This is a genomic window from Streptomyces sp. NPDC006265, assembly GCF_040613555.1.
Classification (GTDB): Bacteria; Actinomycetota; Actinomycetes; order Streptomycetales; family Streptomycetaceae; genus Streptomyces.
Window position 1 is genome coordinate 1 of the sequence record NZ_JBEXSH010000151.1, and the last position, 13,513, is coordinate 13,513.

Sequence of the window (13,513 nt, forward strand, 5' to 3'; positions counted from 1 at the left end):
TTCGGCGGCGGCGGGGACTTCGGGGGAGGGTTCTGACCCGGTCCCGACCCGCACGGCACGCGGGGCGCTTGGCCCGGGCCCGACCGCGCGGGGCTCGGCCCGACCTGGCCAGGCCCGGAGTTCCACGGCCCGCGGACGCCCGGACTCAGCGCCGTAGCGGCGCCTCCTGTCCCACGGGCCGCTCCGGCAACGTGATGCCTTCCGTGGGGGGTTGACCGGGGAGGTGCAACCGAAGCATCAGATTGACGAGCGCATGACAGCAGCAAGGTCAAAAAAGCGTCCATGTGCTGGCATGGACTGGTCAAAATAGTGCTGCTGGATTATGGGAACGCCGAGAGACTTTGCACAAGGGGCGGGAACCGGCCAGACCGGCCCGGGGTGATGATGTCACCGGGCCGGTCCCGCGGAGCTCACGCGTTCCTGATGGCCGAGATGTCGAAGTTGAGCTTGATCTTGTCGGAGACCAGGACGCCGCCGGTCTCCAGTGCGGCGTTCCAGGTCAGGCCCCAGTCGGAGCGCAGGATCTCCGCCTTGCCCTCGAAGCCGACGCGCTCGTTGCCGAAGGGGTCCTTCGCGACGCCGTTGAACTCGAGGTCGATGGCGAGCGGGCGGGTGGTGCCGAGGATCGTCAGGTCGCCGGTGATCCGGTAGTCGTCACCGCCGAGCGCCTCCGCCTTGGTGGAGCGGAACGTCATGGCCGGGAACTCATCCGCCTTGAAGAAGTCCGCGCTCTTGAGGTGGCCGTCACGGTCGGCGTTGCCCGTCTCGATACTGTCCATCACGACGTCCAGCGAGGCCGTCGACTGCGACGGGTCGGTGCCGTCGAGGTGGAGCGTGCCGGTGAAGTCCTGGAAGCTGCCCTTGACGTTGGTGACCATGGCGTGCCGGGCGACGAAGCCGATCGTCGAGTGCGCGGGGTCGATCGTGTAGTCGCCGGTCAGGGCGGCCGGCTCGGGGCTCACGGCGGCACCGGTGGCGGCTGCGGTCTGGGCGTCGTTGCGGCTGAAGATGCTCATGGGGTACGCCTCCTGTGTGGGATGTTGAATCTTTAACTACTCCAACGCGACCCACCGTAGACCTATTCCGTTCAATGTTCAACATCTTTGGCGGGTGAGTCCCCATCACGTCCGTGGCACCCCTCCCGTATCCTCCCGCGCCCCTCTGATACCCCCGCTCGGCGTAATCGCGCGGCTCGCGCGGGTGGTTCTGCCGACAGCGGTGCTGGGTGGCCCGGTATGCGGGCGGGCCCCGGGCCGGAGCCGGCCGGGGACGTCACGCGGGGCCCCGGCGGCCCGCCGTGCGGTGGCGGTGTCCGGCGAGACGGGGTTCCGTTTCCAGTGACCGTATGGAGACAGACGAGACGACGGCGGACGCACAGCGCAGGGGAGAGCGACTCGTGACACTCACCGGCTCCGGCTCGGCCTACGACCCACCGGCGGACCCAGCCCCGCGCCGCGCCACGGCCCCCGTCCCCGCCCGGGTGAACCAGTACGGGCCGCCGCGGCGGCTCGACCGGCGCGTGGCCCTGGTCACCGGCGCCTCGTCGGGCATCGGGGCGGCCACGGCACGGCGTTTCGCGATGGACGGCTGGCAGTTGCTGCTGAACGGACGCGACCGGCACCGCCTGGAGCAGACGGCCTCCGGCACCTCGGCCGTCGTGCTGCCCGCCGACCTCGCCGCCCCGGGCGGCCCGCGTCTGCTCGCCCAGTCCGCGCTGCACACCACGGGCCGGATCGACGTCCTGGTCGCCGGGGCGGGCATGGGATGGACGGGCCCCTTCGCCACCATGCCGCACACCGACATCGACCGCGTACTGACCCTGGACCTCAACGCCACGCTCCACCTCGTGCGCGAGGTGCTGCCCACCATGATCGCGGCCGGGCGGGGGCGCGTGGTGCTGCTCGGCGCGGTCGCGGGCTGCGTGGGTCTGCGGGAGGAGGCGGTGTACTCCGCCGCCAAGGCCGGCCTGGCCGCCTTCGCCGAGGCGCTCCGGCAGGAACTGCGCGGCACGGGCGTGGGCGTGACCTTCGTCGTGCCCGGCGCCGTCGACACGGCCTTCCACACCCGCCGCGGCAGGCCCTACGACGGCACCCGCGCCGCTCTCCTCTCGCCAGGCTGCGTCGCCGGCGCCATCTGGGACGCCGTCCGGCAGAACCGAGACGAGGCCTACATCCCCACCTGGCTGACCGTCCCGGGCCGGGTCCGCGGCCTCGCACCCGGCCTGTACCGGCGCCTGCTGAACCGCTTCGGCTGACCCGCGCCGGCGTGCCCGGTGGGGGGTGGCCCGTGTCGGCCGTGCCCGCTGCGGGGGACTGACGCGGGCCGTGCCCGGTGCGGATGGCCCGGTCCGGTGCGGGTGGCCCGGTCCGGTCCTGGTTCGGGCTGTCCGCCTGTTCTGGGTTCGGGTGTTTGGGGTGACACGCGCTGGGTGGGTGGCGCCACCGACGGCACCTGCGCGGCCCTCGGTCAGCACCTCAAGGGCCTCGGCTCCACCCTCGAAGCCCGCAGGTCCTGGTTCTGCGTCGAGGACGCGGTGATCTGCCTGGGCGCCGGGATCACCTGCTCCGACGGCGTCCCGGTCGAGACGATCGTCGACAACCGCAACCTCGGCGCGTCCGGCACCCGGGCCTTCGCCAAGGGCCCCAACTGGGCTCACCTGGAGGGCCACGGCGGCTGGGTCCTGTTCGGCCGCGAGCCGAAGGCGCTGCGCGAGGATCGCACCGGCGCCTGGTCCGACATCAACACCGGCAGCACACCAGAGCGGCGCACCCGCCGCTGGCAGACCCTCTGGCTCGACCACGGCACCGATCCCGAGGACGCCACGTACACCTACGTCCTCATGCCCGGGGCGTCCCGCCGGGCGGTCGCGCGCCGGGCCGCCGACCGTCACTGGATGTCGGTCCTCGCCAACGACGCCGGCCGTCAGGCGGTCACCGTGCCCTCTCTCGGCTGCACGGCAGCGAATTTCTGACACGCGGGGACGGCGGGCCCGCTCTCCGCCTCCGGCGGCGCGAGCGTGCTGATCGTCCGCCGGGGCCGTACCGCTACCCTCTGCGTGAGCGAACCGCCCCGTACGGGCGAACCGCTGGAGATCGTCTGGGACCGCCCGGTGCGCCGGGTCGACCGCGCGGACGAGACGGTCGAGGTGCTCTCCACAGGCCGCCGACTGCGCGTGCGTGTCACCCCGGAGAAGGTATGCGCCACCCATGTATGTGAGGTGACTCTCGCCTGACGGCTTTGTGCGACCCCTACAAGCGAAACGCCCCCTGAGCAGTCGGAATGGCTCAACGTCGCCACGGTTCTGTTCAGGGGTACCAGGAAAACACGCCGGAGACTGTGAGGAGTCGACGGCCCGCATTCCTTGGTTGGCTTCGTAAGGTCACTACATGACCGTTTTGGATGAGGCGCCGGGTGAGCCGACCGACGCGCGCGGACGCGTGGCCGAACTGCACGAGATCCGTGCGCAGGCGGTGGCCGGACCGAGCGAGAAGGCGACCGGCGCGCAGCACGCCAAGGGCAAGCTGACCGCGCGGGAGCGCATCGAACTCCTCCTCGACCCGGGCTCCTTCCGGGAGGTCGAGCAGCTGCGCCGGCACCGGGCCACGGGCTTCGGTCTGGAGGCCAAGAAGCCGTACACCGACGGTGTGATCACCGGCTGGGGCACGGTGGAGGGCCGCACGGTCTTCGTCTACGCGCACGACTTCCGCATCTTCGGCGGCGCCCTGGGCGAGGCCCACGCCACGAAGATCCACAAGATCATGGACATGGCCATCGCGGCCGGTGCCCCGCTGGTCTCGCTCAACGACGGCGCCGGTGCCCGCATCCAGGAGGGCGTCTCGGCGCTCGCCGGTTACGGCGGCATCTTCCAGCGCAACACCAGGGCCTCGGGCGTGATCCCGCAGATCTCGGTGATGCTCGGTCCGTGTGCGGGCGGCGCGGCCTACAGCCCGGCCCTCACCGACTTCGTCTTCATGGTCCGCGAGACCTCGCAGATGTTCATCACCGGCCCCGACGTCGTCAAGGCGGTCACCGGCGAGGAGATCACGCAGAACGGCCTGGGCGGCGCCGACGTCCACGCCGAGACCTCCGGTGTCTGCCACTTCGCCTACGACGACGAAGAGACCTGCATCGCCGAGGTCCGCTACCTCCTCACGCTGCTCCCGCAGAACAACCGCGAGAACCCGCCCCGCACCGAGCCCTCGGACGCGGCCGACCGCCGCTCGGACGTCCTGCTGGACCTGGTCCCGGCGGACGGCAACCGGCCGTACGACATGGCCAAGGTCATCGAGGAGATCGTCGACGACGGCGAGTACCTGGAGGTCCACGAGCGCTGGGCCCGCAACATCATCTGCGCGCTGGGCCGGATGGACGGCCAGGTCGTCGGCATCGTGGCGAACCAGCCGCAGGCCCTGGCGGGCGTGCTGGACATCGAGGCCTCCGAGAAGGCGGCCCGCTTCGTTCAGATGTGCGATGCGTTCAACATCCCGATCATCACTCTTCTGGACGTCCCCGGCTTCCTCCCGGGCGTCGACCAGGAGCACGGTGGCATCATCCGCCACGGCGCGAAGCTCCTTTACGCCTACTGCAACGCGACCGTGCCGAGGATCTCCCTGATCCTGCGGAAGGCTTACGGAGGTGCGTACATCGTCATGGACAGTCAGTCCATCGGTGCCGACCTCACCTACGCCTGGCCGACCAACGAGATCGCCGTCATGGGCGCGGAGGGCGCCGCCAACGTCATTTTCCGCCGCCAGATCGCCGAGGCCGAGGACCCCGAGGCCATGCGCGCCCGCATGGTCAAGGAGTACAAGTCCGAGCTGATGCACCCCTACTACGCGGCCGAACGCGGCCTGGTCGACGACGTCATCGACCCCGCCGAGACCCGCGAGGTGCTCATCAAGTCCCTCGCGATGCTCCAGACCAAGCACGCGGACCTGCCGTCCCGCAAGCACGGCAACCCGCCGCAGTAACCCTGCGGACATCTTCCTCACGGAGACTGACACCCATGGAATCCACTGACATCCGCGTCGAGAAGGGCCACGCCGAGCCCGAGGAAGTCGCCGCCATCACGGCCATCCTCCTGGCCCGCGCCGCCGCCCGCCCCACGGACCCGGCCCCGGCCCACCGTGGCCGCATCAAGGCGGGCTGGCGCCGCCTGGAACGCGAGCCGGGCTTCAGGGCCCCGCACAGCTGGCGCTGACCTCTTCACGCCCTGACGGCCCCGTCCTCCTTCGGGAGGTCGGGGCCGTGGTGTGTGGTCAGCGGATCTCCACGCCCACGCCGGGGTGTCGAGGGCCGCGGGGTGGTCAGGGAGCACGCAGTGGCCGAGGTTCAGGTAAGTCACGCCTGCCAACGGCACCCCCGCCAGAACCTGGTCGGCGTACAGATCGACGTCGAAGTACCCCACGCCTCGATCAGCGCCTCGACGACTCCACGCCGGGTGTCCTCCGCATACCGTGCCAGCAACCCCAGCGCTTCGGCCCCACCGATCAACGCCACCGTCCGCACCGTCTGTGCAGCCGCCTTCTCCGTCAGCTCGCCCAAGGACCGCGGCAGACTCCGCAGCAGACTCGACCCCACCGCCGCCAGCGCGGGCCGGTCGAACACCGCGTCGATGATCTGCCCGAACTGCCGCTCCACCCTCCGCTGCAGCCGTAGTCCGGGCACCCTCAGCCGCACCGGCTCCGTCAGCGACAACTGCCGTTTCCGCTGCCGTCGTCTGCCACCCAGCCAGATGTCGGCCGCCGTCTTGGCCACGGTCGTGCCCAGCCGCAATACCGCTGCCTCCGCGCCCCTTCCCCAGGACAACACTGCGGCCCCCGTTCCTCCCACAGGAGGAACGGGGGCCGCGAGACAGACGGGGCGATTACCGCAGGCGCGCCATCAGAGCGTGCTCCACCAGCGTGATCAGCGCCGACTTCGCGTCGGCCCGGTGGCGGGCGTCGGTGGTGATGATCGGAGTGTCCGGCCCGATCTGGAGCGCTTCCCGAACCTCGTCCGGCGTGTACGGCTGCTGGCCGTCGAAGCCGTTCAGCGCGATGACGAACGGCAGGCCGCTGTTCTCGAAGTAGTCGACGGCGGGGAAGCAGTCGGCGAGCCTCCTCGTGTCGACCAGCACGATCGCGCCGATGGCGCCGCGTACCAGGTCGTCCCACATGAACCAGAAGCGGTCCTGACCGGGCGTACCGAAGAGGTACAGGATCAGGTCCTGGTCCAGGGTGATACGGCCGAAGTCCATGGCCACCGTGGTGGTGGTCTTGTCCCCGGTGTGGGTGAGGTCGTCGATGCCGGCCGAAGCGGACGTCATCACGGCCTCGGTGCGCAGCGGGTTGATCTCCGAGACGGCACCCACGAACGTGGTCTTGCCCACGCCGAAGCCGCCAGCCACCACGATCTTCGCGGACGTGGTGGAGCGGGAAGGCCCTCCGCTAGAGCTTGCGAAGTCCACTGAGCACCCTTTCGAGCAGTGTCACGTCTGGCTGGCCGCCGGCGTTCTCGTCGCCGCCGGGCTGATGGATGGCGACCAGTCCCGCCTCCGCCAAGTCGGCGACGAGGATCCTGGCCACGCCGAGAGGGATCGTGAGGAGCGCCGAGATCTCGGCGACCGACTTGATTTCCCGGCAGAGGTTGCAGATCCGCTGATGCTCGGGCAACTGGCCCTGCATCTGGTGCGGCTGCGCAGTGGTGTGCACCAGCGCCTCGATGGCGAGCTGGTAGCGAGGGCGGGTCCGTCCGCCGGTCATGGCGTACGGACGCACCAACGGATTGTGGTTGTTCGATCCGCCGGCGGGCGACGGCTCGGGGGCGCGGCGCTGCGGCTGCACAGGCTGGATGCGCGGGGCCGGCGGCTGGTCGTACGGCGAAGGGCCGGGGCCCTGCGGCGTGTACGGCTGCCGGTGGCTCGGTGCGGAGGGGAAGTTGTAACGGTTCGGGTTCTGACCACCGTCGCCCTGGCCCTGGGCAGGGCCGTACGACCAGTTGCCCGATGACGGACCGCCTGGGGATGTTGCCACTTTCTCCTCCTCCGACTGTGCCTGGCACCCATCGCTGTGGAGCCGCGTCCCGAAACCTTACGGCCACGGGACGCCAAAACGCACCGTCCGTCTGTTAGTTGAGCAGGCTCCCCTGGAGCTCTGCACGAAGGTCCGGTGTCAGGACCGTACCGGCTCGGTCGACCAGCAGCGCCATCTCGTACCCGATGAGGCCGATGTCCGCCTCCGGATGTGCGAGGACGGCGAGCGACGAGCCGTCGGATACGGACATGATGAAGAGGAATCCCCGCTCCATCTCCACAACCGTCTGGTTCACCGCGCCCCCCTCGAAGATCCGAGAGGCGCCTGCCGTCAGAGACGTCAGACCTGAGGCGACGGCCGCGAGCTGGTCGGCGCGGTCGCGGGGGAACCCTTCGGACATCGCCAGAAGGAGTCCGTCGGCGGAGACCACCACCGTGTGGGACACCCCCGGGGTGTTGTCCACGAAGTTGGTGATCAACCAGTTCAGGTTCTGTGCCGCCTGGCTCATCGGGCTCACACTAACGCTCCTGGTTGTAGGTGCTGTCAGGACCGAAGCCCTGGCCGTTCGTTTCACTGCCTGCGCTGCGTCCGCGCTGGACGCCCCGACGCAGGTTGCTCAGCCTGCCCCGGACGTCCTCCGGAGCGCGGGAGACCTGTGGGCCTCCCTGGTGGGTGCTTTCCGCGGCACCCTCGATCAGGTTGGCCTTGGGTACCCGCCTCGGCAGGCCGGAGGAGGTGACCCCGCCCGCCTTCGGCTTCCGGAGCTGCGAGGCCTGCTGCCACCGCTCGTCGTTGGCCGAACGCCAGTCGCTGTCGCCGTTGCTCTCCGGGGTGGAGGCCGGAGGCTCCTGGCTCGCGTGCCGCGCGTCGCCCGTGCCGTTCGCACCGCTCGCGGTGGCTCCGCGACGGGGAAGCCCGGCGTCGGTGAGCGGCGGGGCGGCGGACTGGGTCGGTCCCGGACGGTCGAAGCCTACGCGGTCCTGCTCACTCGCGTCAGCGGCCTGCGCAGATTCCGTTTCCGGGGCCTGAGAAGGGTACTGGCTCGGGTAGCCGTTCTGGTAACCGTCCTGCTGCGGCCAGTCGTCCTGGTGGCGCCGCTGCTCGAACGCCGCGAAACTGCCCTGCCCGCCCGCATTCGGCGCCGCGGGCTGCTCCTGGGCCGGCTCCGCATAGGAGGGCTCCGGGTAGCCGCCGTTCGGCGAGAAGGTGTCGTTCTGCGGCAGACCGCCGTTGGGCGCGTAGTACTGCTCGTCGTCGTACGCAGAGCGCTGCGGCTCCTCGTACGCCGTGTGGCGCTGTTCGTCGTACGACGGCTGCTGCTGCCCGTAGGGCGCCTGACCGTCGTACGCGGACGGCTGCTGGTCCGGGTAGCCGCTCTGGCCGGTGTCGTAGCCCTGGCCGGTGTCGTAGCCCTGCTGTCCGTTGTACTCGTCGCGGTACCCGGTCGTCTGGTCGGGCTGCTGGTTGCTCTGCCCGGGCAGCGCGGGCTGCTCGGGCGACTGGGTCTCCAGGGCCGCCCGGCGCTCCTCGCGCATCAGGGAGCGGCCGACGGGGTCCAGCTCCCGGATGTCGTCGGGGACGTCGGAGTAGCGGCTGTCGTCGAAGCCGAGCTCGGCGGCCGTGCGCATGCCCGGCTGGTTGAAGTTCTCGCCGCCGAAGTTCTGCTCCGGGATGATCTGCGAGACGGTGAACTCGTCACGGTCCACGTGCTGCTCGCCGCCCCCACCGTGGGTGATCGCGTCCGGCAGCATGACCAGCGAGGTGGTGCCGGCCTGCTCGCCCGAGGGGCGCAGCTGGACGCGGATGCCGTGCCGGTCGGACAGCCGGCCGACCACGAACAGGCCCATGCGCTGCGAGATCGCGGCGTCCACGGTCGGCGGGTTGGCCAGCTTGTGGTTGATGTCCGCGAAGTCCTCGGCGGTCAGGCCGATGCCCTTGTCGTGGATCTCGATCATCACGCGGCCGTCGGGGAGACGGGTCGCGGTCACGCGCACCTTGGTCTGCGGCGAGGAGAACGTCGTGGCGTTCTCCAGCAGCTCGGCGAGCAGGTGCACGAGGTCGGTCACGGCGCGGCCGTGGATCTCGGCCTCCGGGACACCCGACAGCTCGATGCGCTCGTACTGCTCCACCTCGGAGGAGGCGGCGCGCAGCACGTCGACCAGCGGCACCGGCTGGTCCCAGCGGCGGCCGGGCTCCTCGCCGGCGAGGACGAGGAGGTTCTCGCCGTTGCGGCGCATACGGGTCGCCAGGTGGTCCAGCTTGAAGAGGTTCTCCAGCTGGTCCGGGTCGGCCTCGTTGTTCTCCAGGTCGGTGATCAGGGTCAGCTGGCCCTCGATCAGCGACTGGTTGCGGCGCGACAGGTTGGTGAAGATGGCGTTGATGTTGCCCCGCAGCAGGGCCTGCTCGGCGGCGAGCCGGACGGCCTCGCGGTGGACCTGGTCGAAGGCGCGGGCGACTTCGCCGATCTCGTCGGTGGTGGTGATCGGGATGGCCTGGACCCGGGTGTCGACGCGCCCGGGGTCGGTGCGGGAGAGCTGGTCGACCAGCATCGGCAGACGCTGCTCGGCGATACCGAAGGCGGCGTTGCGCAGCTGGCGCATCGAGCGGCTCATCTGGCGGGCGACCGCGCCGGCCAGGATGAACGCCAGGAGCAGGGCGACCACGACGGCGGCACCGGCGATGATGGCGTCGCGCTTGGCGGCGTCGGCGATGTCCGACGCCTCGCTCACCGCGGTGTTGGCCAGATCCGTCTCGATCTTGTCGTATGCGTCGAACTTCAGCGTGGTGACCGCCCACCAGTTCTGCGCGGTGATGCCGTCCTGGGCCAGGCCTGCCCGTGCGCTGGTGTCCGTGGAGGACAACGACGCGATCCGCGCGACCATCGTGGTCGGATTGGCGGGCGGGGGCACGTAGTCCGGATCCTTGGCCTTGGCCTCGGCGACCATACTCGTGGCTTCGGCCTTGATCTGCTTCTCGGCCGCCGTCAGCTTGGCGATGTCCTGCTCGGTGCCGCCGCTCTGGTACTCCTGGATGGCGATGCGCTCCAGGTAGGCGTACGAGGACAGGGCGATGCGCTGACTGGCCAGGTTGCCGGCGTCCGGACCCGGCTTGATCAGGATGTGCGTCCCGATGGAGCGCTGGAGGGAGAGCGCGCCCTTGGTCAGCGAGATGGCGTAGACGGTACGGCCGTAGCTGGTGATGTTGCCGGTGCCCAGGCCGAGTTCGTTGGCGAACTCCAGCAGCCTGTGCTCGGTCTCGACATAACCCTCTTCGGTCTTCACGCCCGTGAGCTGGTTGGTGTAGGCGGCAGCACGAAGCTTTGTCAGCTGCGGCTCCACCTGGCGGAAGCGCTCCAGGCGCCGCACCAGGTTGGGCCGGTCGGGCATGCTCTTGACGGCCTGGTCGAAGGCGTCGGCGGCCCTGTCGGTGTTGGCGCGGGCCTTGACGACCGTCGGGTCCTTCGCGCCCTTGCCCTGGAGCAGGGGCGCGGCGGTCACGTCACGCTCGACGAGCAGTTCGTTGCCGTAGGCGAGGGCGGCGCGGACCAGGCGCGCGGTGTTCTCCGCGTCCTCGGCCTCCTGCCAGGTGTCGATCGAGCTCTTCACCTGGAAGCCGCCCATGACGAGGCCGACCACCACGGGTATGAGCAGGATCGCGTTGAGTCTGGTCGCCACGCGCCAGTTGCGCGGGGAGAGACGGCCGCCGCTCTCGGCGGGCGCGGCCGTCGGTTCCGAACCGGGCACGGGGGCGGGCGCCGCTGTGCGCGGCGGCGGGGTGAAGTTGCCCCGGGCCGACGGCTCGGGACTGTTCTTGCTTCGCCTCACTCGACCAACAACCTCTCGGCGGTCGGCACCAACGTTGTGCCGCAGTGTTCAGAGCCCATGTCGCCGGCGACGGACGAGTACGTCATTGACTATTGGGCAGTTCAGGCATTCCAGCACGACGACCTGCGCTCTTCCAAACAGTCCGAGGTGGGGAATCGACGTGATGTAAGCCCCAGATAAAACGGTCATAAAGAACGAGCCCCGCCAAAAGGCGGGGCGATTGTGCGCGCAGCGAGACCGGATGTGCGCGACGAGTGGCCATACCACCCGATTCCTCTGCCGAAACGTTATGAACACCTTGGCCGACCGTGTCAAAGGACACAGCCGGCTCCGGTGCATCTACGACAACTTCCGTATGGCGCTTCTGAATTGGGTGCTACCTCAGCCGTGCCATCAGAGCGTGCTCGACCAGAGTGATCAGGGCGCTCTTCGCGTCCGACCGGTGCCGGGCGTCGGTGGTGATGATCGGGGTGTCCGGCCCGATCTGCAGCGCCTCGCGCACCTCTTCGGGCTGGTAGGGCTGCTGTCCGTCGAAGCCGTTCAGCGCGACGACGAACGGCAGGCCGCTGTTCTCGAAGTAGTCGACGGCCGGGAAGCAGTCGGCCAGGCGCCGGGTGTCCACGAGCACCACCGCGCCGATGGCGCCGCGTACCAGGTCGTCCCACATGAACCAGAAGCGGTCCTGACCGGGCGTACCGAAGAGGTACAGGATCAGGTCCTGGTCCAGGGTGATACGACCGAAGTCCATGGCCACCGTGGTGGTGGTCTTGTCCCCGGTGTGGGTGAGGTCGTCGATGCCGGCCGAAGCGGACGTCATCACGGCCTCGGTGCGCAGCGGGTTGATCTCCGAGACGGCACCCACGAACGTGGTCTTGCCCACGCCGAAGCCGCCCGCCACCACTATCTTCGCGGAGGTGGTCGATCGACCCGCGTCAGAGCTTGCGAAGTCCACTGAGCACCCTTTCGAGCAGTGTCACGTCCGGTGCACCGGTGGCGTCGTCGCCGCCCGGCTGGTGGATAGCGACGAGACCGGCCTCGGCGAGGTCCGCGACCAGGATCCGGGCCACACCCAGCGGCATGTTGAGCAGCGCCGAGACCTCGGCCACCGACTTCACCTCACGGCACAGGTGGCAGATCCGCTGGTGCTCCGGGAGCAGTCCCATGAGCGCGGCGGGGTCCGCGGTCGTGCTGATCAGTGCCTCGATGGCCAGCTGGTAGCGCGGCCGGGTCCGGCCACCGGTCATGGCGTACGGCCGTACCAGTGGCTGGTCGCCCTCGTCCTCGTACGGCTCCGCGTACGGATCATGAGAGGCGGTGGGCGGGGTCATGGGTCCTCCGGGCGGGACAGCAAGTCGGTCAGCCGTCTGACAGGGCCTGTGTGGGGTGGGTGGCGGCCGGACGGTGATGTGGTGAGACGGGTGGTGCCGGGGCCGATCAGTGGAGCAGACTGCCTTGGAGCTCAGCTCGCAGGTCGGGGGTGAGGACCGCTCCCGCGCGGTCGACCAGGAGCGCCATCTCGTAGCCGACGAGGCCGATGTCGCAGTCGGGGTGGGCGAGTACGGCGAGGGACGAGCCGTCCGAGACGGACATCAGGAAGAGGAAGCCCCGCTCCATCTCCACGACCGTCTGCGCCACCTCACCGCCCTCGAAGATCCGGGAGGCACCTGCCGTCAGTGACGTCAGGCCCGAGGCGACGGCCGCGAGCTGGTCGGCGCGGTCGCGCGGGAAGCCCTCGGACATCGCCAGCAGGAGACCGTCGGCGGACACGACGACGGTGTGGGACACCCCGGGGGTGTTGTCCACGAAGTTGGTGATCAACCAGTTGAGATTCTGTGCCGCCTGGCTCATCGGACTCAACTAACGCTCCTGCTGGTGAGTGGGCCGTGGGTGGCTGCCGGTCTGAGTGGACCCGGCCTGACGACCCTGTGCGATTCCCCGACGGAGATTGGTCAGCCGGCCGCGCACGTCATCGGGCGCACGCGAGATCTGCGGACCGCTCTGGTGGGTCTGCTGCTGAGCCGTGCCCGGGACGAGGTTCGCCCGGGGCACCCGGCGCGGCAGGCCGGAGGTGGTGACACCACCCGCGGCGGGCTGGCGGACTCGCTCGGCCTGGCGGACGAGGTCGTCGTTCGGCGAGGTGCGCCAGCCGGCGGGGGCGGACCGCTGCGGACCGGTGGGTCCCTGCGGTTGCTGCGGGGCGGCCGGAGCGGAGCTGTTGTTCTGCGGCTGCTGCTCCTGCTGGCCGTGGAACCAATTGGTCTCCAGCGTGTCGTACAGCGGCGTACGACCGTCGCCGGGACCGGACGCCGGCGGCAGGGCCTCGGGCTCCTGCCGGACCGGGCGGGCCTGCGGGGCGGGTGGACGCGGGGCACCGAAGTCGGCCGGGCCCCGGCCACCGTTCGCCTGCGGCCGCTCGAACTGGCCCGTGCCCGCCGGGTCGGCCTGCGTGGCCGGACCGGGGAGGGTGGGCCGCCCGGAGCCGTTGTCCTGGCGGGGCGCCGGGTACTGGCCCGTGGAGCCGTTGTCGTAGGACTGCGGTGCCGGGTACTGGCCCGTGGAGCCGTTGTCGTAGGACTGCGGTGCCGGGTACTGACCCGTCCCTGCCCGTGGGTGTCGCGGGCCTGATCCTCGGCAGCCGCTTCATCACCGAGTCCAAGGCGCCGCGCGCCCTGAAGC

The 13,513-nt window shown here is 70.1% G+C and carries 12 protein-coding genes and 2 pseudogenes; 4 read left to right on the forward strand and 10 right to left on the reverse strand.

Features of this window, described 5'->3' with window-relative positions; genetic code table 11:
• Nucleotides 1-410: 410 nt before the first annotated feature.
• Nucleotides 411-1,016: a YceI family protein gene (locus ABZ281_RS15105; protein WP_356655613.1), complete on the reverse strand. Its 606-nt coding sequence runs from the start codon at nucleotides 1,014-1,016 to the stop codon at nucleotides 411-413.
• A gap of 380 nt (nucleotides 1,017-1,396) precedes the next feature.
• Between ABZ281_RS15105 and ABZ281_RS15110 the strand changes: the two genes are divergently transcribed.
• The 4 genes and pseudogenes from ABZ281_RS15110 to ABZ281_RS15125 all read left to right on the forward strand — a co-directional run bounded on the left by ABZ281_RS15110 (nucleotide 1,397) and on the right by ABZ281_RS15125 (nucleotide 5,200).
• Nucleotides 1,397-2,254 (forward strand): SDR family NAD(P)-dependent oxidoreductase, encoded by an 858-nt coding sequence (locus ABZ281_RS15110; RefSeq protein WP_356655626.1) that lies wholly within the window; start codon nucleotides 1,397-1,399, stop codon nucleotides 2,252-2,254.
• A gap of 168 nt (nucleotides 2,255-2,422) precedes the next feature.
• A pseudogene (locus tag ABZ281_RS15115) lies at nucleotides 2,423-3,232 on the forward strand (polysaccharide lyase family 8 super-sandwich domain-containing protein); the annotation flags it as partial.
• 154 nt (nucleotides 3,233-3,386) lie between these two features.
• On the forward strand, nucleotides 3,387-4,970 hold the full coding sequence (locus ABZ281_RS15120) for an acyl-CoA carboxylase subunit beta (protein ID WP_356655615.1): 1,584 nt from the start codon (nucleotides 3,387-3,389) through the stop codon (nucleotides 4,968-4,970).
• 35 nt (nucleotides 4,971-5,005) lie between these two features.
• Nucleotides 5,006-5,200: an acyl-CoA carboxylase subunit epsilon gene (locus ABZ281_RS15125; RefSeq protein ID WP_356655617.1), complete on the forward strand. Its 195-nt coding sequence runs from the start codon at nucleotides 5,006-5,008 to the stop codon at nucleotides 5,198-5,200.
• A 140-nt stretch (nucleotides 5,201-5,340) separates the two neighbouring features.
• Here ABZ281_RS15125 and ABZ281_RS15130 read toward each other — a convergent pair whose 3' ends face one another.
• From ABZ281_RS15130 to ABZ281_RS15170, 9 genes and pseudogenes are all read right to left on the reverse strand, one after another.
• Entirely contained in the window at nucleotides 5,341-5,775 is a 435-nt protein-coding gene (locus ABZ281_RS15130) for a hypothetical protein (RefSeq protein WP_356655619.1), read from the reverse strand.
• Between the two features lie 91 nt (nucleotides 5,776-5,866).
• Nucleotides 5,867-6,448: an ATP/GTP-binding protein gene (locus tag ABZ281_RS15135; RefSeq protein WP_014675207.1), complete on the reverse strand. Its 582-nt coding sequence runs from the start codon at nucleotides 6,446-6,448 to the stop codon at nucleotides 5,867-5,869.
• Entirely contained in the window at nucleotides 6,429-7,013 is a 585-nt protein-coding gene (locus tag ABZ281_RS15140; RefSeq protein WP_356655621.1) for a DUF742 domain-containing protein, read from the reverse strand. The genes ABZ281_RS15135 and ABZ281_RS15140 overlap by 20 nt, the downstream gene beginning before the upstream one ends.
• A 94-nt stretch (nucleotides 7,014-7,107) precedes the next feature.
• Nucleotides 7,108-7,521 carry a roadblock/LC7 domain-containing protein gene (locus tag ABZ281_RS15145; RefSeq protein ID WP_003993185.1) on the reverse strand — a complete coding sequence of 138 codons (414 nt, stop codon included), beginning with the start codon at nucleotides 7,519-7,521 and terminating at the stop codon, nucleotides 7,108-7,110.
• 10 nt (nucleotides 7,522-7,531) lie between these two features.
• Nucleotides 7,532-10,837 carry a nitrate- and nitrite sensing domain-containing protein gene (locus ABZ281_RS15150; protein WP_356655623.1) on the reverse strand — a complete coding sequence of 1,102 codons (3,306 nt, stop codon included), beginning with the start codon at nucleotides 10,835-10,837 and terminating at the stop codon, nucleotides 7,532-7,534.
• A gap of 376 nt (nucleotides 10,838-11,213) precedes the next feature.
• On the reverse strand, nucleotides 11,214-11,789 hold the full coding sequence (locus ABZ281_RS15155) for an ATP/GTP-binding protein (protein WP_097220936.1): 576 nt from the start codon (nucleotides 11,787-11,789) through the stop codon (nucleotides 11,214-11,216).
• Complete coding sequence (locus ABZ281_RS15160) at nucleotides 11,770-12,165, reverse strand: DUF742 domain-containing protein (protein WP_030851927.1); 396 nt, start codon at nucleotides 12,163-12,165, stop codon at nucleotides 11,770-11,772. Before ABZ281_RS15160 ends, ABZ281_RS15155 begins: the two co-directional genes overlap by 20 nt.
• 106 nt (nucleotides 12,166-12,271) lie before the next feature.
• Nucleotides 12,272-12,685: a roadblock/LC7 domain-containing protein gene (locus ABZ281_RS15165; RefSeq protein ID WP_356655628.1), complete on the reverse strand. Its 414-nt coding sequence runs from the start codon at nucleotides 12,683-12,685 to the stop codon at nucleotides 12,272-12,274.
• A gap of 9 nt (nucleotides 12,686-12,694) precedes the next feature.
• A pseudogene (locus ABZ281_RS15170) lies at nucleotides 12,695-13,396 on the reverse strand (hypothetical protein); the annotation flags it as partial.
• Nucleotides 13,397-13,513: the final 117 nt, after the last annotated feature.